The sequence below is a fragment of the Ulvibacter sp. 2210JD10-4 genome, from assembly GCF_058148525.1.
In genome coordinates this window covers 24,542-40,858 of record NZ_JBYVJZ010000006.1, presented here as the reverse complement: position 1 = coordinate 40,858, position 16,317 = coordinate 24,542, and the positions used below count along the sequence as shown (strand labels likewise).

The 16,317-nt window shown below is 36.6% G+C and carries 17 protein-coding genes; 10 read left to right on the top strand and 7 right to left on the bottom strand.

Translation table 11 applies throughout. The annotated features are described in order from the left end of the window. Positions 1 to 10 precede the first annotated feature (10 nt). Together ACY2RT_RS13745 and purH are read right to left on the bottom strand one after the other, a co-directional pair. Positions 11 to 1,039, bottom strand: a complete 1,029-nt coding sequence (locus tag ACY2RT_RS13745) for a rod shape-determining protein (protein WP_490156500.1) — start codon at positions 1,037 to 1,039, stop codon at positions 11 to 13. Positions 1,040 to 1,103: 64 nt separating this feature from the next. Beyond that, on the bottom strand, positions 1,104 to 2,636 hold the full coding sequence (gene purH, locus ACY2RT_RS13740; RefSeq protein ID WP_490156499.1) for a bifunctional phosphoribosylaminoimidazolecarboxamide formyltransferase/IMP cyclohydrolase: 1,533 nt from the start codon (positions 2,634 to 2,636) through the stop codon (positions 1,104 to 1,106). Between the two features lie 109 nt (positions 2,637 to 2,745). On the opposite strand from purH, the gene ACY2RT_RS13735 reads away from it, so the two are divergent. Next, complete coding sequence (locus ACY2RT_RS13735) at positions 2,746 to 3,999, top strand: ABC transporter permease (RefSeq protein ID WP_490156498.1); 1,254 nt, start codon at positions 2,746 to 2,748, stop codon at positions 3,997 to 3,999. Between the two features lie 2 nt (positions 4,000 to 4,001). On the opposite strand, the gene ACY2RT_RS13730 is transcribed toward ACY2RT_RS13735, so the two are convergent. Beyond that, complete coding sequence (locus ACY2RT_RS13730) at positions 4,002 to 4,457, bottom strand: GAF domain-containing protein (RefSeq protein WP_490156497.1); 456 nt, start codon at positions 4,455 to 4,457, stop codon at positions 4,002 to 4,004. An 87-nt stretch (positions 4,458 to 4,544) separates the two neighbouring features. Between ACY2RT_RS13730 and xrtF the strand changes: the two genes are divergently transcribed. The 9 genes from xrtF (at position 4,545) to ACY2RT_RS13685 (ending at position 12,903) form a co-directional block, all read left to right on the top strand. Then, positions 4,545 to 5,090, top strand: a complete 546-nt coding sequence (gene xrtF, locus ACY2RT_RS13725; RefSeq protein WP_490156496.1) for an exosortase family protein XrtF — start codon at positions 4,545 to 4,547, stop codon at positions 5,088 to 5,090. Next, a complete protein-coding gene (locus ACY2RT_RS13720) occupies positions 5,087 to 5,512 on the top strand; it encodes an exosortase F system-associated membrane protein (RefSeq protein WP_490156495.1) in 426 nt (141 codons plus the stop codon). The genes xrtF and ACY2RT_RS13720 overlap by 4 nt, the downstream gene beginning before the upstream one ends. A gap of 40 nt (positions 5,513 to 5,552) precedes the next feature. Further along, entirely contained in the window at positions 5,553 to 6,098 is a 546-nt protein-coding gene (locus ACY2RT_RS13715) for a DUF3347 domain-containing protein (RefSeq protein ID WP_490156494.1), read from the top strand. A 57-nt stretch (positions 6,099 to 6,155) separates the two neighbouring features. After that, positions 6,156 to 6,563 (top strand): HYC_CC_PP family protein, encoded by a 408-nt coding sequence (locus ACY2RT_RS13710; RefSeq protein WP_490156493.1) that lies wholly within the window; start codon positions 6,156 to 6,158, stop codon positions 6,561 to 6,563. 265 nt (positions 6,564 to 6,828) lie between these two features. Beyond that, positions 6,829 to 7,545, top strand: coding sequence for an acetolactate decarboxylase (locus tag ACY2RT_RS13705; protein ID WP_490156492.1), 717 nt, complete (start codon positions 6,829 to 6,831; stop codon positions 7,543 to 7,545). Position 7,546: 1 nt separating this feature from the next. Next, on the top strand, positions 7,547 to 10,063 hold the full coding sequence (locus ACY2RT_RS13700; protein ID WP_490156491.1) for a heavy metal translocating P-type ATPase: 2,517 nt from the start codon (positions 7,547 to 7,549) through the stop codon (positions 10,061 to 10,063). Positions 10,064 to 10,073: 10 nt separating this feature from the next. After that, positions 10,074 to 12,311 carry a TonB-dependent receptor gene (locus tag ACY2RT_RS13695; protein ID WP_490156490.1) on the top strand — a complete coding sequence of 746 codons (2,238 nt, stop codon included), beginning with the start codon at positions 10,074 to 10,076 and terminating at the stop codon, positions 12,309 to 12,311. A gap of 1 nt (position 12,312) precedes the next feature. After that, positions 12,313 to 12,687: a heavy-metal-associated domain-containing protein gene (locus tag ACY2RT_RS13690; protein ID WP_490156489.1), complete on the top strand. Its 375-nt coding sequence runs from the start codon at positions 12,313 to 12,315 to the stop codon at positions 12,685 to 12,687. Between the two features lie 9 nt (positions 12,688 to 12,696). Further along, on the top strand, positions 12,697 to 12,903 hold the full coding sequence (locus ACY2RT_RS13685) for a hypothetical protein (protein ID WP_490156488.1): 207 nt from the start codon (positions 12,697 to 12,699) through the stop codon (positions 12,901 to 12,903). A gap of 89 nt (positions 12,904 to 12,992) precedes the next feature. On the opposite strand, the gene groL is transcribed toward ACY2RT_RS13685, so the two are convergent. The 4 genes from groL to ACY2RT_RS13665 all read right to left on the bottom strand — a co-directional run bounded on the left by groL (position 12,993) and on the right by ACY2RT_RS13665 (position 16,314). Next, on the bottom strand, positions 12,993 to 14,624 hold the full coding sequence (groL, locus tag ACY2RT_RS13680; RefSeq protein WP_490156487.1) for a chaperonin GroEL: 1,632 nt from the start codon (positions 14,622 to 14,624) through the stop codon (positions 12,993 to 12,995). A 31-nt stretch (positions 14,625 to 14,655) separates the two neighbouring features. Continuing rightward, a complete protein-coding gene (locus ACY2RT_RS13675) occupies positions 14,656 to 14,931 on the bottom strand; it encodes a co-chaperone GroES (protein WP_490156486.1) in 276 nt (91 codons plus the stop codon). Positions 14,932 to 15,079: 148 nt separating this feature from the next. Beyond that, positions 15,080 to 15,409, bottom strand: a complete 330-nt coding sequence (gene secG / locus ACY2RT_RS13670; protein WP_490156485.1) for a preprotein translocase subunit SecG — start codon at positions 15,407 to 15,409, stop codon at positions 15,080 to 15,082. After that, the gene (locus tag ACY2RT_RS13665) at positions 15,406 to 16,314 is read right to left on the bottom strand and encodes a DUF8458 domain-containing protein (protein ID WP_490156484.1); all 909 of its coding nucleotides are present in this window, start codon (positions 16,312 to 16,314) and stop codon (positions 15,406 to 15,408) included. Before ACY2RT_RS13665 ends, secG begins: the two co-directional genes overlap by 4 nt. Between the last annotated feature and the right edge of the window lie 3 nt (positions 16,315 to 16,317).

Genomic DNA, 16,317 nt, shown 5'->3' with positions numbered 1-16,317 from the left:
GTGTTAGTTCCTATTTTATCAATACGCTTTTGTATTTATTGAGGTTCTTTAAGCAGATTCCTGTTCCCCGAACAACTGCACGTAAAGGATCTTCGGCAATGTAGACCGGTAAATCGGTTTTTTGAGATAAACGCTTGTCCAATCCACGAAGCATAGAACCACCCCCTGCAAGATAAATACCAGTATTGTAAATATCAGCTGCCAGTTCCGGAGGGGTTTGTGATAAAGTTTCCATGACTGCATCTTCAATTCGTAAAATAGATTTATCTAATGCCTTGGCAATTTCACGGTAAGAGGTTTGAACTTGTTTTGGTTTTCCTGTTAAAAGGTCGCGTCCCTGTACGGCCATTTCTTCGGGAGGGAGTTCAAGGTCTTCGGTAGCAGCTCCAATCTGGATCTTGATCTTTTCGGCGGTACGTTCTCCTACATATAGATTATGCTGTGTACGCATATAATAAACAATATCATTCGTAAAAACATCACCGGCGATCTTTACCGATTTGTCACAAACAATTCCACCAAGTGCAATTACGGCAATTTCGGTAGTACCACCTCCTATATCAACTACCATATTCCCTTTAGGCTGCATAATATCCACACCAATACCAATAGCAGCTGCCATAGGTTCATGAATAAGATAGACTTCTTTACCGTTTACACGTTCGGCGCTTTCTTTTACAGCCCGCATTTCTACTTCAGTAATACCACTGGGAATACATATTACCATTCTTAACGAAGGGGTCAACCATTTCTTTTTTAAGGCTGGGATGTCTTTAATGAACATATTGATCATTTTTTCACTGGCATCAAAATCTGCTATCACTCCATCTTTCAGTGGCCTGATCGTTTTAATGTTCTCATGCGTTTTTCCTTGCATCATTGCTGCTTCACGACCTACTGCGATGATTTTGCCGGTAGTACGGTCACGGGCAACAATAGAAGGGGCGTCAACTACTACTTTGTCATTATGAATAATAAGCGTATTAGCAGTTCCCAGGTCAATGGCTATTTCTTCGGTTAGGAAGTCAAAAAATCCCATATATTATTTTGGTAGTATTGAAATTAAACGTGTTGAGTTTCAACTCTTCACAAATGTAATAATTTTAGTGTTTAAAATGACGTGTACCTGTAAATACCATTGCCATTTTGTGTTCGTTGCAATAATTAATGCTTAATTCATCCTTTATAGAGCCTCCGGGCTGGATTACAGCTGTAATTCCTGCTTTATCTGCAATTTCAACACAATCCGGAAACGGGAAAAATGCATCACTGGCCATAACGGCACCATTGAGGTCAAAATTAAACGAGTTTGCTTTTTCAATCGCTTGCCGTAAAGCATCTACACGAGAGGTTTGTCCGGTTCCGCTTGCACACAATTGCCTTCCTTTTGCCAAAACAATGGTGTTGGATTTTGTGTGCTTACAGATTTTGGAAGCAAACAACAAATCTTCTAACTCATTTGAAGAAGGTTTAGTATTTGTAGCGTATGTTAAATTTTCCAGGCTATCTGTAATATTGTCTTTATCCTGGACCAATGCTCCATTCAAGCAAGTTCTAACCGTAGTTTCTGGCAGTACAGCTTTCTTTTGAACTAATAAAATTCTATTCTTTTTTCCTTTTAGAATTTCTTTTCCTTTTTCTGAAAAAGAAGGGGCAATGACCACTTCACAGAATAGTTTATGAATTTCTTCGGCAGTAGGAGCGTCAATTTCAGTGTTGCAAATTAAAATACCTCCAAATGCCGAAACAGGATCACCGGCTAAAGCATCTACGTATGCTTGATGAACCGTATCGCGCTGTGCAATACCACAGGCATTATTGTGCTTTAAAATAGCAAATGTAGGAGCATCTCCTATAAATTCACTCATTAAATTTACTGCGGCATCAACATCCAAAAGATTATTGTAGCTCAATTCTTTTCCATGCAGCTTATCGAACATTGTGTCAAAATCTCCAAAGAAAAACCCTTTTTGATGTGGGTTTTCACCATAGCGAAGTACTTTTCCGTTTGTTTCGCTAATTTTTAAGACCGCAATGCTGTGGTCGCTATTAAAATAATTGAAAATTGCCGTATCATAATGTGAAGAGACATTAAATGCTTTGGCAGCAAATTTCTTTCTATCAGAAAGTGAGATATTTCCATTGGTTTCAGAAAGTATTTCCAAGAATTCATTGTAATCTTCCATAGAAGAAACACAAAGAGTATCCTTGAAATTTTTAGCAGCTGCTCTTATCAGTGAAATTCCACCAATATCTATTTTTTCAATAATATCCTGTTCTCCTGCACCTGAAGCTACTGTTTTTTCAAAAGGGTATAAATCCACAATGACAAGATCCAACTGCGGAATTTTAAATTGATTCATTTCTTCAACATCACTTTCAGTATCCTGGCGATTTAAGATTCCGCCAAAAACTTTAGGGTGCAGTGTCTTAACACGACCACCTAAAATAGATGGATAATCTGTTACATCTTCCACGGCAATGACATCAATCCCAAGGTCATTAATGAACTTTTGAGTACCACCTGTAGAATATATTGTTACTCCTTGTTCGCTCAATTTTCTTACAATAGGAGCCAGTCCGTCTTTATGAAATACCGAAATTAGTGCTGAAGTGATCTTTTTTGTATTGCTCATGGTAGAATTTTAAAGCGCAAAAGTACACAATTACGCAAGAATTTTGTAACATAAATTAGTAGAAAACGTCTTATCTTTAATCTAAATTTAATTTCTTAAAAACCAACCGATGCTTATCTACCTTCGTGTTCTAAAAGAAAGCCTCAATTTTGCGGTCAATGCGCTTAAAAATAATAAGTTGCGTACTTTTTTATCGTTAGTTGGAGTTACCATCGGTATCTTTTCGATTATTGCAGTCCTGGCTGCAGTGGATTCACTCAAAAAGGAAATTGAAAGTACTATTAGCGGATTGGATAATAGTACTATTTATTTGGGTCATTTCTCATTTGGGCCTACCGATGTACCTATCTGGAAACGTGAACAGTTCCCAACAACAAATTGGGATGAATATCAGTATTTGAAGAGATATATGCCTAATGTACAGGCAATTTCTTACACGTTAAACGTTCCTAATGAAATTGTGAAATTTGAAGATAAGTCGGTAGACAATGTTGGGATTGGCGCTATTACCGAAGAATATTACGAAATTGAAAACTTGAAACTGGCCGAAGGACGCTTCTTTAATGAATCCGAATCCAACAATGGAAGTAATGTGATTATATTAGGAGATGAGATTGCCAATTCATTGTTTGCTTCCTCCCAACAGGCTATGGGTAAAAAAGTGCGGTTGTATGGCCGTAAATTCACTGTGATAGGGGTACTTGAAAAGGAAGGCTTTGCCTTTGGTGATTCTAAGGACACTGCTGTATTCATACCGGTTAATATTATACGGCGTCTGTTTGGTGCCAACAATAAGGTATTGTTTCCATTTATTATTATTAAACCGGAATCCGGTATTGATGATGCCGAATTTATTGCCATGCTTACACAGAAAATGCGGTCACGAAGAGGCCTTAAACCGGACGAGATTGATAATTTCTTCGTAAACCAGTTACAAGGTTTTACGGATGCCATAAACAATATTACCGGTACCATGAACATGATTGGCTGGCTTATTAGTGGGTTCTCATTATTGGTTGGAGGCTTTGGCATTGCCAATATTATGTTTGTAAGTGTGAAAGAACGTACCAACCTAATTGGAATTCAAAAATCTTTAGGTGCAAAAAACCGATTTATTATGCTTCAGTTTTTGTTTGAAGCAGTGATACTTGCTATTATCGGAGGGCTTATAGGCTTGGTTTTGGTTTTTGTAGTATCTCTTGTCGCCTCACAATTCACCGGAGATTTTGAGTTTGTACTTTCTCCATGGAATATGTTTATTGGTACTGCTATTTCTGCAGCAATTGGATTAATTTCAGGAATACTTCCAGCTATTTCTGCATCCAGACTAGATCCGGTAGAAGCTATTAGAACAGGCATGTAATCCTAGAGAATCTTAGCTACCTGGCTATTTACCCATTCTAAAAATCGCTCATCTTCAGAAGAAAAAGGATCTATCGTATTTGAATCTATATCGATCTGACCAATATTCTTCCCGTCTTTAAAAAGAGGGACTACAATTTCTGCCTTTACATAGATACTACAGGCGATATAGTTATTTTGTGCCTTTACATCGGATACAACAAAATTTTTATTGGATTCTGCTACCTGTCCGCAAATTCCTTTTCCGAAAGGAATTACCGTATGGTCCGTTGGCTCTCCGGCAAATGCTTTTAAGTGTAATGTCCTTTTGGCTTCATTAGCAAAATAGAATCCTACCCAATCGTAATATTCAATTGAGGTTTGCAATAATTCACAGACTTCGGTGAGGCGTTGTTCAACAGTTTCACTGTTGTTTGAAAGAATTGTTTTTATTTTTGGTTGAAGGCGATCAAATGGCATTACAATAATTTTTAGTAAAAGTATTTCAAAACACACACATACGCCAAGAACTATTTCTATATTTTTGTTAAAAATAGGATACAGAATTTGAAAGCATTGTTTACAAAATATAAAACGGTTGTTCGCTTTGTCGTTCTGTTTTTGGGATCGTATTTGGTGCTAAGTGTTTTATATTCAATATACCTTCAAGCTTCGACAGGAGGAAATTACTACCCGGATTTTGTAACACATTTGGTATCTAAGCAAAGTAGTGCGGTTATTTCAGGGCTTGGGTATGAAGCTGCTGTTGTTCCTAACGAAATTGAGCCGACGATGAAATTATATGTCAATGGAAAGTATATGGCTCGAATTATTGAAGGGTGTAATGCTATAAGCATCATTATCCTTTTTATAGCATTTGTAGTTTCTTTTGCACAAAAATTTAAAAGAACAATTCTTTTTTTGTTTGCCGGAGCAGTCTTAATCTATGCTGTAAATATCTTGCGAATTGTTGTTTTGGCAATTTCATTATATCACTTTCCGGAACATAAGAACATTTTACATGGGGTGGTTTTCCCGGGATTGATCTACGGAATGGTGTTCCTTTTATGGATGATTTGGGTTCGTAAGTTAAAATCACATACTACTAAATGAAAAGGGGTATTAAAATAGCGACAGTTATCTTTTTCGTACTAATTTTAGTGCTCATTCGTATGTTTGAAGATACACTGTTTTATGATCCCCTTCTCGATTTTTTTAAAACAGATCACAGTACACAACCGCTACCGGATTTTGATTCTTTGAAACTATTAGGAAATATTGTTTTAAGGTTTTTAATGAATACTGCTATCTCTGTAATGATACTCTGGGTGATTTTCCGGGATAAAGGAATTTTAAAACTTTCGGCATTTCTATATGCATTGCTGTTTGTCATTTTGTTTGTAGTACTGTGTTTTTTATTGCAATCTTCCGAAGCCGGACAACATATGACTTTATTCTATATACGCCGGTTTTTAATCCAACCATTATTCTTACTCATTTTATTACCGGCATTTTATTTTCAGCAAAAAAGATAATCAGGAATTTGGTATATTTGCTTTTCTAAAAATTTAGAAAATGAAAAAAATCACAGCCCTTACAATCGCAATTATTTCCTTTGTTTTTATCTCTTGTGGAGAAGATAAAAAGAAAACCGAACCGGAAGTGATTAAAGTTGAAACCAAAAAAGAGAAAAAAGAATACACTGCTTCAAAGATGGAAGCAGAATTCAATAATCCAGAAATTGCCAAAGTCTATAAACAATACATCAATTTAAAGACAGCCTTAGTGAATACCAATGCTGAAAAAGCAGCGTCTGAAGCTTTCAGTTTAATGACTTTATTTGCAAATATTGAAATGGATGAAGCAACTTTACAAGAAGCAAAAACAATAGCAGAAAGTAAAGATGTGGAAGTACAACGCACAGCTTTTTTTAAGATTACCGCCAAAGTAGAAGGGATGTTGGAAGATGCACTAAGTTCCGGAACTATTTACAAACAATATTGCCCTATGGCATTTGGTAATACCGGGGCCTATTGGTTAAGCAACAGCAAAGACATTTACAATCCCTATTTCGGGGATAAAATGCTGAAATGCGGGCGTATTGATGCTGAGATTAAATAGAATTTTAACAGATTTTATAATTTACTATGTGCTTTTTGATGTAATTTTATTGCCCTGATGAGAAAAGTTATATCCATATTCCTTTCAATATTATTGCTGGCTAGCAGTAGTGGTATTGCATATGCGCAACATTTTTGTGGGGAGTATGAAATGCTTTCGGAAATTACTTTGGGAGAAAAACACCTTTCTTGTGGAATGGTAATGGACGTTTCCGGTTGTGAAAATGGTGAAATGGAAGATCACGGTTGTTGTGATAATCATTATACTAAAGTGAACACAGACGACTCATTTGCTAAAGCTTCCTTTGATTTTGACTTCCATACAGGTTTTGTTGCTACTTTCGTTTCGGTATTTTTAATACAGCAACAAGACAATTATAATATAAATGTTAACTTCTTTGCGGAGTCTCATCCGCCACCTCTTGAACAAGATCTTCAGGTTTTGTACGAGACTTTCTTAATTTGATTTTAATTTAACTGGAATTTGTTATTCTGAAATTATTTCGGAATGACCTGAACTTGTATTATTGAAAATCAAAATTATATGAATACAAAAACTTGGCTTCCGGCCATTTTAGCAATTACATTAGAAAAGCGTATCCACATTAGGTGCTTCCATTAAAGGAATCACTTACCAATATGGTGGTATACAAATATTGTAATAATTAAAAGACTAACTGAAGTTAGCAACATTAAAGAAGAATACAACCATAATGATTAAATATAAAATGATGAAAAACATACTTATACTTTTAGTTTTAAGCCTGTTTGTTTTACAGGGATGTAAAAAAGGTGTAACCATTGCTGATGGAGTAAATCACTCAGGATCTCTACATGATATTATGACCGGTAAAACAGAGGCTGCAATTTCATTAAAAGAAGTAGAAAATATACCACATTTATATGCTTTGGGAGCAGTAGAAAATCTAAAAGGAGAAATTCAGATTTTCGATGGAGAATCTGCAGTAAGCACTAAAACAGATGAAATGGTTGTCGTTGACAATACATTTAATAGCTCGGCAGCTTTATTGGTATACACAACAGTAGAAGAATGGCAGGAAATCCCGGTTCCTTCTATGGTGAAAAGCAAAGGGCAGTTTGAAATTTTTGTTCAACAAGAAGCAAAAAAATCAAAATTAGATACTGAAAAGCCATATCCTTTCATGCTAACAGGAAATATTGCAAAACTGAATTGGCACGTAGTAGATTGGGATGAGAGCAATACTAACCATTCTCAACAAGATCATATGAAATCTGGTCTAAATGGTGTTCTGGCGAATGGAGATGTAGAAATTTTAGGGTTTTATTCGAAAGCACACAGGGGAGTTTTTACCCACTATGGAGAAGATACTCACATGCACTTTAAATCTTTAGATGTAAATCTTGCAGGACATGTAGACTACATTTTTTTGGGAGCGAACATGACTTTAAAATTGCCAAAAAAGTAATATGAAACACATATATTCCATATCCGGAATGACCTGCAATGGATGCCGTTCTCATGTTGAAAATATGATTGCTAATGTGGAAGGTGTTTCTAGTGTTATTGTAAATCTGGAAAGAGGCGAAGCCATAATCCTTATGGAGCAGTTAATACCTTTGAAAACATTTCAGGAAGCATTTAAAACAGCGGGAGGAAATTATGGTATTGTTCTGCCAGGGGAAAGTGCTATTGAAGAAAATGACCATGAAAACACTTTAACTAAGAAAGAGAAACCCAGAGGAGCAGGAACAGGAATATTTTATTGTCCTATGCATTGTGAAGGAGAGAAAACGTATCCCCGGGAAGGAGATTGCCCGGTTTGTGGAATGGACCTGGTGGAAGAAGTTAGTTTTACTCAAAGAGCAATTAAATTTAGCTGTCCAATGCATCCCGAAATCATAAAAGATGAGCCAGGGGATTGCCCGGTTTGCGGAATGGACTTGATTCCTATGGAAGCTAATACCTTGGCAGAAGAAAAGAAATACAGGCAGTTGCTAAAGAAATTTTGGATAGCAGTTGGGTTTACATTTCCTGTTTTTTTAATTGCGATGTCAGAAATGATTCCAAATAATCCATTATACAGCTTATTAGAAATGAAGTATTGGAATTGGATCCAGTTTGGATTGTCATTACCTGTAGTATTTTATGCAACGTGGATGTTCTTTGAGCGAGCCTATCGATCGATCAAGAACTGGAATCTTAATATGTTCACTCTTATTGGGATTGGTGCTGGAGTTGCCTGGTTGTTCAGTGTAGTTGGAATGCTCTTTCCAGATGTTTTTCCGTCACAATTTAAAACCGAAGCAGGAACAGTTCATGTGTATTTTGAAGCGGCAACCGTGATATTGACCTTGGTGCTGCTAGGACAGGTTTTAGAAGCCAGAGCACATAGCAAAACTAATAATGCAGTCAAAGAACTGTTAAGACTTTCTCCTAACAAAGCTGTTAGAATTGTCAACGGACGGGAAGAAGTCATAGCTATCGATAAAATTAATATTGGAGACCTATTACGTGTAAAACCGGGAAATAAAATACCTGTAGATGGAACCATCACCGAAGGAGAAAGTTTTGTTGATGAATCCATGATCACAGGAGAACCTACTCCCGTACTTAAGAAGGAAGGTGACAAAGTGAGTTCCGGCACCATAAACGGAAAGCAGTCATTTGTTGTTAAAGCCGAAAAAATTGGCAGCAATACATTGCTTTCCCAGATCATTGAAATGGTAAATAAAGCAAGTCGCAGTCAAGCTCCTATTCAGAAACTGGCAGATAAGATCTCAGGTTACTTTGTACCTGTCGTGGTATTAATTTCCATGATCACTTTTGTTATTTGGGCAGTGTATGGCCCTGAACCTACATATGTATATGCTTTAGTAAATGCAATCGCTGTTTTGATCATAGCATGTCCATGCGCGTTGGGGCTGGCAACTCCAATGTCTGTGATGGTAGGAGTGGGTAAAGGCGCTCAGTCAGGAGTTTTGATTAAAAATGCAGAAGCTATTGAAAGAATGGATAAGATCGATACACTTATTATTGATAAAACAGGCACTATTACCGAAGGAAGGCCTTCGGTTGAAAAAGTAAGAACAATTAGTGATTCGTTTTCAGAAAAAGAAACACTTCAACGTGTGATTTCTTTAAATCGATTGAGTGAACACCCTCTTGCTGAAGCTACAGTGAAATACGGAAAAGAACAAAATGTGGATATTAAAGAAGTAACTCATTTTAATTCGATTACCGGAAAAGGTGTGACCGGAGTTATAGGAGAGGAGAAAGTAGCGATTGGGAATGAAAAAATGATGCAGGAAGTTGGTGTTGCTATCCCTGAAATATTTCAGAATGAAATTTCACAGGAACAACAAAAAGGGAAGACAGTCTCATACGTGTCCATTGATAGATTAGTAGTAGGATATTTCGTTATTGGTGATAAAATAAAGGAGACCAGTAAAGAAGCTATCAATAACTTAAAACAAAAAGGAATTGATGTTATTATGCTTACCGGGGATAATCATGATACAGCTAAAGCGGTTGCTTCCGAATTAAATTTGAAGCATTTTAAAGCGGAAATGCTACCACAGGATAAACTTAAGGAAGTAGAACGTCTACAGATCGAAGGTCGTAAAGTGGCAATGGCGGGAGACGGCATCAATGATGCACCCGCATTAGCAAAAAGTGATGTAGGAATTGCTATGGGAACAGGTACAGATGTGGCTATTGAAAGTGCTGCTATAACACTTGTAAAAGGAGATTTGCACGGCATTGTAAAAGCCCGGAACCTGAGTGTGAAGGTGATGAAAAACATTAAGCAGAATTTATTTTTCGCACTTATATATAACACGATTGGAGTTCCAGTTGCTGCAGGGGTACTGTTTCCGTTCTTCGGAATTTTATTGTCTCCTATGATAGCAGCGTTGGCTATGAGTTTTAGTTCGGTTTCTGTAATTACAAACGCGTTGCGTTTACGAACCATTAACATTGATTAGAAAAATAAAAATGAAACATATTATATATATAATTTTACTACTTCCTGCTCTGGTATGTGCACAAACACAGCTAAAAGGTATGATCATGGAAGTGAATGAAAAGAGCGAACATATAGGCCTTCCGGGTGCAAATGTGCACTGGTTGAATACTACGGTGGGTACCACGACCAATATGGATGGAAATTTTACGATTCCGTATAAAAGAGAATATTCCAAATTAATTGTAAGCTATGTAGGCTATAAAACAGATACGTTATTGGTGAACGATCCAAAAATGATCCATCACGTATTACAGCCTAAGAACAACCTGGAGGAAGTCGTAGTAAAAACCAGAAAAAAATCCAGTGCACTTTCATATTTGACAGCAGAAAATGTGATAAATGTGAGCAGCGCTGAATTATTAAAGGCTGCTTGTTGTAATCTTTCGGAAAGCTTTGAAACGAATCCTTCTATTGATGTCAATTTTGCTGATGCGGTCACAGGAACCCGACAGATAAAAATGCTGGGCCTAACGAGCCCTTATATTCTGATCACTACCGAAAATATTCCTTCAATACGTGGAGCTTCACAAACCTACGGGCTTAGTTTTATACCGGGAACCTGGGTAGAAAGTATTCAAATAACCAAAGGAGCAGGTAGTGTCGTGAACGGTTTCGAAAGTATTACAGGACAGATAAATGCAGAGTTGCAGAAGCCTACAACCGACGATAAACTTTTTGTGAATGCATATGGCTCACTTAACGGGCGTTTAGAGTTAAATACTCATATCAATACCGAGGTAAGTAATAAGTGGAGTACAGGGCTTTATTTGCATGGAAACATTAGGGATACAAAGTTTGATGAAAATGATGATACCTTTCTCGATATGCCACTTGCTCAACAAATAAATGTATTGAACCGCTGGCAATACACTGATACGGAAAAAGGGTTCGTTAGTTTTTTTAACCTGAGATTTTTAAATGACGAAAAACAAACCGGGCAAATCAATTTTGACCCTAAGATCGATAAGTTTACAACTAATGCATGGGGAAGTGAGATTGACACACGTCGTTTTGATATTTCCGGAAAATTGGGCTATGTAAATCCCGAGGTTCCCTATAAAAGTGTTGGTGTTCAAATTGCATTCAGTAACCATGAGCAGGAATCTTATTTTGGACTTAATGAGTACAATATAACGCATAAGAGTATTTATGCTAATGCAATTTACAATTCGATCATAAGCGATTCACGTCATAAGGTAAAGACAGGAGTGAGCTATACATATGATGACTATGATGAGTTGGTTAACACAACCAATTACACAAGAGAAGAGAACTCTGTCGGAGCATTTTTCGAATACGCTTACGACAATCTGGGAACCCTTAACCTAACAGCAGGAGTAAGAATTGATCATCATAATTTATTAGGGACTTTTTTAACGCCGCGTTTACATGCTCGTTATACTCCTTGGAGAAAAGCTGCTTTTCGAGCCTCAATAGGGAGAGGAAAAAGAAGTGCTAATATTTTTACTGAAAACCAAAGCCTATTTTCAACCTCACGAAGTATTAATATTTTAAATTCTGAAGGAGAAATTTATGGTTTAGATCCGGAGATAGCTTGGAATTACGGAGTTTCATACTTACAAGGATTTAATCTCTTTGGGAGAAAAGCAGACATAATATTCGATTTCTACAGAACCGATTTTCAAAATCAAGTAGTAGTGGATTGGGAGAATCGTAAAGAGGTTAGGTTTTATAATTTGCAAGGTGATAGTTATGCCAATAATTTTCAAGCTGAATTCAATTACAATGCTTTAGAACGTTTTGATATACGATTGGCCTATAAATATTACAATGTAGAAACTAGCTATTTATCTGGTAAATTAGAAAAGCCATTGACACCTGACCGTCGTTTTTTTGCAAATGCGTCTTATGAAACACAGAAAAATGAAAAGGGAGCTAATTGGAAGTTAGATGCAACATATAACTGGTTGAGTGAACAACGGTTCCCAAAGACCAGTGATAATCCTATACCTTATCAATTATCGGAGTATTCACCAACTGTAGGAACGCTAAATGCTCAGGTTACTAAGGTGTTTTCAAATACTTTTGAAGTATATTTGGGAGGAGAAAATATAACCAATGTAAAACAAAATAATCCTATTGTAAGCGCTGAAAACCCTTTTGGACCAAATTTTGATACTACTTTTGTATATGGGCCAATTTTTGGAAGCATGTATTATGCGGGCTTACGATTTAAAATCAAATAATATGAAAAAAATAATGATTCTTTTAGTGGTAGTGCTGAGTACGGCAACTACTTTTTCACAAAATAAAAATGCCAAATCTACAATTGAAGTAGATGGAATATGTGGTATGTGTAAACAACGTATTGAGAGAGCCTCTTTAAATACTAAAGGTGTTAAATCTGCTGTATGGAATGTCGAAACACATGTGTTAAGCCTTATTTACGATGAGCGCAAAACCAATTTGGAAACCATCCAGGCAAACATTGCTTCAGTCGGGCACGATACCGAGAATATTAAGGCCACCGAAGAAGCCTATAATAGTGTTCATGACTGCTGTAAATATAGAGATGAAGAAATTATAGACGATCACAAAAATAAAGGAGATAAAGGCTCATAAATTCTTTTTATGAATAAAGTCAAGAAAATACTTCTGTTTTCTATTACAGTTGTTGTAATTATATTTTCAATTGTTTGGGAATACTATGTACAACAATGGGAAGCTTTTCAGCCTGAAGGAGGAGGAGCTGTAATACGAGTAGATTTGTTTGTGTTATATCCTTTAGTGATTACCCTGGTAGCACTATCTTTATACCAGCTTTTTAAAAAGAAATGATCTTGTTATAAATAAAAAAACCTCAGCATTTTGCTGAGGTTTTTTTATTGAGTTAACTTACATTCAAAAGTTATTTTGTGATCTTTTCACTACATCATTCCCGGCATACCGCCACCCATAGGAGGCATTGCAGCAGGAGTTTCTTCTTTAATATCTACTAAAGCACACTCTGTAGTAAGGATCATTCCTGCAACAGATGCTGCATTCTCCAACGCAATACGTGTCACTTTTTTAGGGTCGATAATACCAGCTTTCAGCATATCAACATAGTTTTCTGATTTTGCATCGTACCCAAAGTTTTTCTTTCCTTCCAATACTTTGTTGATGACAACAGAACCTTCACCTCCTGCATTTTCAACAATTGTACGTAATGGAGATTCAATAGCCCGGGCAACAATTTGAATACCGGTCGATTCGTCTAAAGTGTCAGTAGTTAATTTCTCTAAAACTTTAATGGCTCTTACCAAAGCAACGCCACCTCCGGCAACAATACCTTCTTCCACAGCTGCACGAGTTGCATGAAGAGCATCATCTACGCGATCTTTCTTCTCTTTCATTTCAACTTCAGAAGCAGCACCTACATATAATACTGCTACCCCACCGGCTAGTTTTGCCAGACGTTCCTGTAGTTTTTCCTTGTCATAATCGCTTGTGGTCGTTTCAATTTGAGACTTGATTTGGCCCACACGTGCTTTGATACCACTTTTACTTCCAGCTCCATTTACAATAGTGGTATTGTCTTTATCGATAGTAATCGTTTCAGCAGAGCCAAGCATATCAATAGTAGTATTTTCAAGAGTGAATCCACGTTCTTCACTAACAACGGTTCCTCCTGTCAATACTGCGATATCTTCTAACATTGCCTTTCTACGGTCGCCAAAACCGGGAGCTTTTACAGCTGCAATTTTTAACGAACCACGCAATTTGTTTACTACCAAAGTAGCTAAAGCTTCGCCGTCCACATCCTCAGCAATGATCAACAATGATTTTCCTTGTTGCGCAACCGGTTCCAAAACGGGAAGCAGATCTTTCATTGAAGATATCTTCTTGTCATATAGAAGAATCATAGGGCTCTCTAATTCCGTTTGCATTTTATCACTGTCTGTAACAAAGTATGGAGATAAGTAACCACGGTCAAACTGCATTCCTTCTACAACATCAACGTATGTTTCAGTTCCTTTTGCTTCTTCAACGGTGATGACACCTTCTTTACCTACTTTTTCAAAAGCCTGTGCAATTAGGTCGCCTATTTGCTCGTCATTATTTGAGGAAATAGCTGCTACTTGCTTGATCATTTCAGAAGAGTTTCCAACTTTGGTCGATTGCTTATCCAAATCTTTAACAATGGCTTCTACCGCTTTATCGATACCACGTTTTAGATCCATTGGATTTGCTCCTGCTGCAACATTTTTTAATCCTTCTTTTACAATTGCCTGTGCCAGAACAGTTGCAGTGGTTGTTCCATCACCGGCTAGGTCGTTAGTTTTTGAAGCTACCTCTTTTACCATTTGTGCTCCCATATTTTCAAGAGCATCTTCTAACTCAATTTCTTTAGCAACGGTAACCCCGTCTTTGGTTACTTGTGGTGCACCAAATGATTTACTAATAATAACATTTCGTCCCTTGGGGCCTAATGTCACTTTTACTGCATTTGCCAATGCATCCACACCTCGTTTTATAGCATCACGTGCTTCTACATCAAATTTTATATCTTTTGCCATGTTTTTAAATTTTGTTAGTTATTAATTCTAATTAAATAATAGCCAGGATATCATCCTCACGCATCATGAGGTAATCTTTCCCGTCCAATTTTAATTCACTTCCGGAATATTTGCCATATAATACAATATCACCAACTTTTACAGTCATGTCGTGATCTTTTTTGCCTTTACCTACAGCTACAACTTTACCTTGTTGTGGTTTTTCTTTTGCAGAATCCGGGATATATAATCCGGAAGCGGTTTTAGTCTCTGCCTCTTGTGGCTGTACTAAAACTCTGTCTGAAAGTGGTTGAATCTTTAACGCCATTTTCAATATAATTTTTAGTTGTTAATTTTTAGTTTTATGTTTTTTTATTAGACAGAAATTATGCCAGTGCTCAAAAGCTGACATTTTAAAACAAAAAATGCCAGCTTGTCATAAGCCGGCATTAATAATTCTGTAATAAATACAATTATTAATTGTTATCCTCTGTTGTGCCACCAGCATTGGGATCTACAGGAATAGTATTTTCAATAGCCCCTTCATCAAAGGTGTCAATTGTAGTAGTATTCCCCATAATAGGAATATTTGATAGTAAAATCAATGCCAATAACAAAGTAGCCAGTGTCCAGGTACTTTTATCGAGAAAGTCGGTTGTCTTTTTAACACCACCCAATTGCTGTGTCCCACTGCCTCCAAATGAAGAAGACAAACCACCACCTTTTGGGTTTTGTACCATTACTACTATTACCAGTAAGAATGCCACGAAAATAATTAAGACCAAAAATATTGTAAATGTACTCATTGTTTCTCTGTATTTATCAAATTCTTTATTGCCCGAATTTGGTCTGCAAAGAAACCACTTTTTTCGGGATATTTCAAAATTAAAATTTTATATGCTTGTATTGCTTTGGTATAGTTCTTTTGTTGCACATATACCTTTGCTAAGGTCTCTGTCATCAATGCATCTGACGGTTGTGTGTAAGACTCTGCCAGATCTTTATTTGTGATAGCAATTTGCTTGGGTTTCAGTTTAGGTTTTTTCTGAATAAAATTTTCTATCAATTGAAACTTACGTTCCTGCTCCGTAGTCTCTTCTTTTTGATCAAACTCTTCCGGATTTCTGCAAATAGGTGTTGCTGAAGTAAGCTTTAGCCATTCGCTGAAAGAATGAGTGTCTTCTTTTGTAAAATCTAAAGGTTTGTCAACTTCCAGTATCTCTTCGGTCTTTACCGGGACTTCTTTTTCCTGAGGCTCTACAGGGGTTTTGGGTGTTGAAACAATCTCTTCAACAGATGCGACCTTACGTTGAAACAAATCTGGATTTAAGATTGCTTCAGCCTTTTTTAATTCTGTTTTCATTTGTGTATCCAACTCAACACTTACTTGTTCGGAAACATTTTCGGTCACTACTTCCAGTTCGTATACAGAAGCATCATGTTGCTGTATCACTTGTGATATTTCATTCTGAACAAAACTTTCTGAAGTAATATACTCAAACAGGATGTCACGATCTGTTGTATAGGCAGCAGTTACTTTTAAAGCATCATTATATAAAAAACTATTCTGATTTTTTAATCCTTTTAACTGAAGCGCCCGTGCACTTTGAAAATAAGGATATTTTTCTATCACAGAAACCAAACCGGAAAGGTCTTCACTATTGAGTTTTTGTGGATGGGCCAACAGATATGTATATTTTGAAGTGTTCAAAAG

Excerpts from the sequence above, each read along its gene's own strand:
- ACY2RT_RS13745 (WP_490156500.1), bottom strand. The coding sequence starts at position 1,039 with ATGGGATTTTTTGACTTCCTAACCGAAGAAATAGCCATTGACCTGGGA.
- purH (WP_490156499.1), bottom strand. The coding sequence starts at position 2,636 with ATGAGCAATACAAAAAAGATCACTTCAGCACTAATTTCGGTATTTCAT.
- ACY2RT_RS13735 (WP_490156498.1), top strand. The coding sequence starts at position 2,746 with ATGCTTATCTACCTTCGTGTTCTAAAAGAAAGCCTCAATTTTGCGGTC.
- ACY2RT_RS13730 (WP_490156497.1), bottom strand. The coding sequence starts at position 4,457 with ATGCCATTTGATCGCCTTCAACCAAAAATAAAAACAATTCTTTCAAAC.
- ACY2RT_RS13720 (WP_490156495.1), top strand. The coding sequence starts at position 5,087 with ATGAAAAGGGGTATTAAAATAGCGACAGTTATCTTTTTCGTACTAATT.
- ACY2RT_RS13715 (WP_490156494.1), top strand. The coding sequence starts at position 5,553 with ATGAAAAAAATCACAGCCCTTACAATCGCAATTATTTCCTTTGTTTTT.
- ACY2RT_RS13710 (WP_490156493.1), top strand. The coding sequence starts at position 6,156 with ATGAGAAAAGTTATATCCATATTCCTTTCAATATTATTGCTGGCTAGC.
- ACY2RT_RS13705 (WP_490156492.1), top strand. The coding sequence starts at position 6,829 with ATGAAAAACATACTTATACTTTTAGTTTTAAGCCTGTTTGTTTTACAG.
- ACY2RT_RS13700 (WP_490156491.1), top strand. The coding sequence starts at position 7,547 with ATGAAACACATATATTCCATATCCGGAATGACCTGCAATGGATGCCGT.
- ACY2RT_RS13695 (WP_490156490.1), top strand. The coding sequence starts at position 10,074 with ATGAAACATATTATATATATAATTTTACTACTTCCTGCTCTGGTATGT.
- ACY2RT_RS13690 (WP_490156489.1), top strand. The coding sequence starts at position 12,313 with ATGAAAAAAATAATGATTCTTTTAGTGGTAGTGCTGAGTACGGCAACT.
- ACY2RT_RS13685 (WP_490156488.1), top strand. The coding sequence starts at position 12,697 with ATGAATAAAGTCAAGAAAATACTTCTGTTTTCTATTACAGTTGTTGTA.
- groL (WP_490156487.1), bottom strand. The coding sequence starts at position 14,624 with ATGGCAAAAGATATAAAATTTGATGTAGAAGCACGTGATGCTATAAAA.
- ACY2RT_RS13675 (WP_490156486.1), bottom strand. The coding sequence starts at position 14,931 with ATGGCGTTAAAGATTCAACCACTTTCAGACAGAGTTTTAGTACAGCCA.
- secG (WP_490156485.1), bottom strand. The coding sequence starts at position 15,409 with ATGAGTACATTTACAATATTTTTGGTCTTAATTATTTTCGTGGCATTC.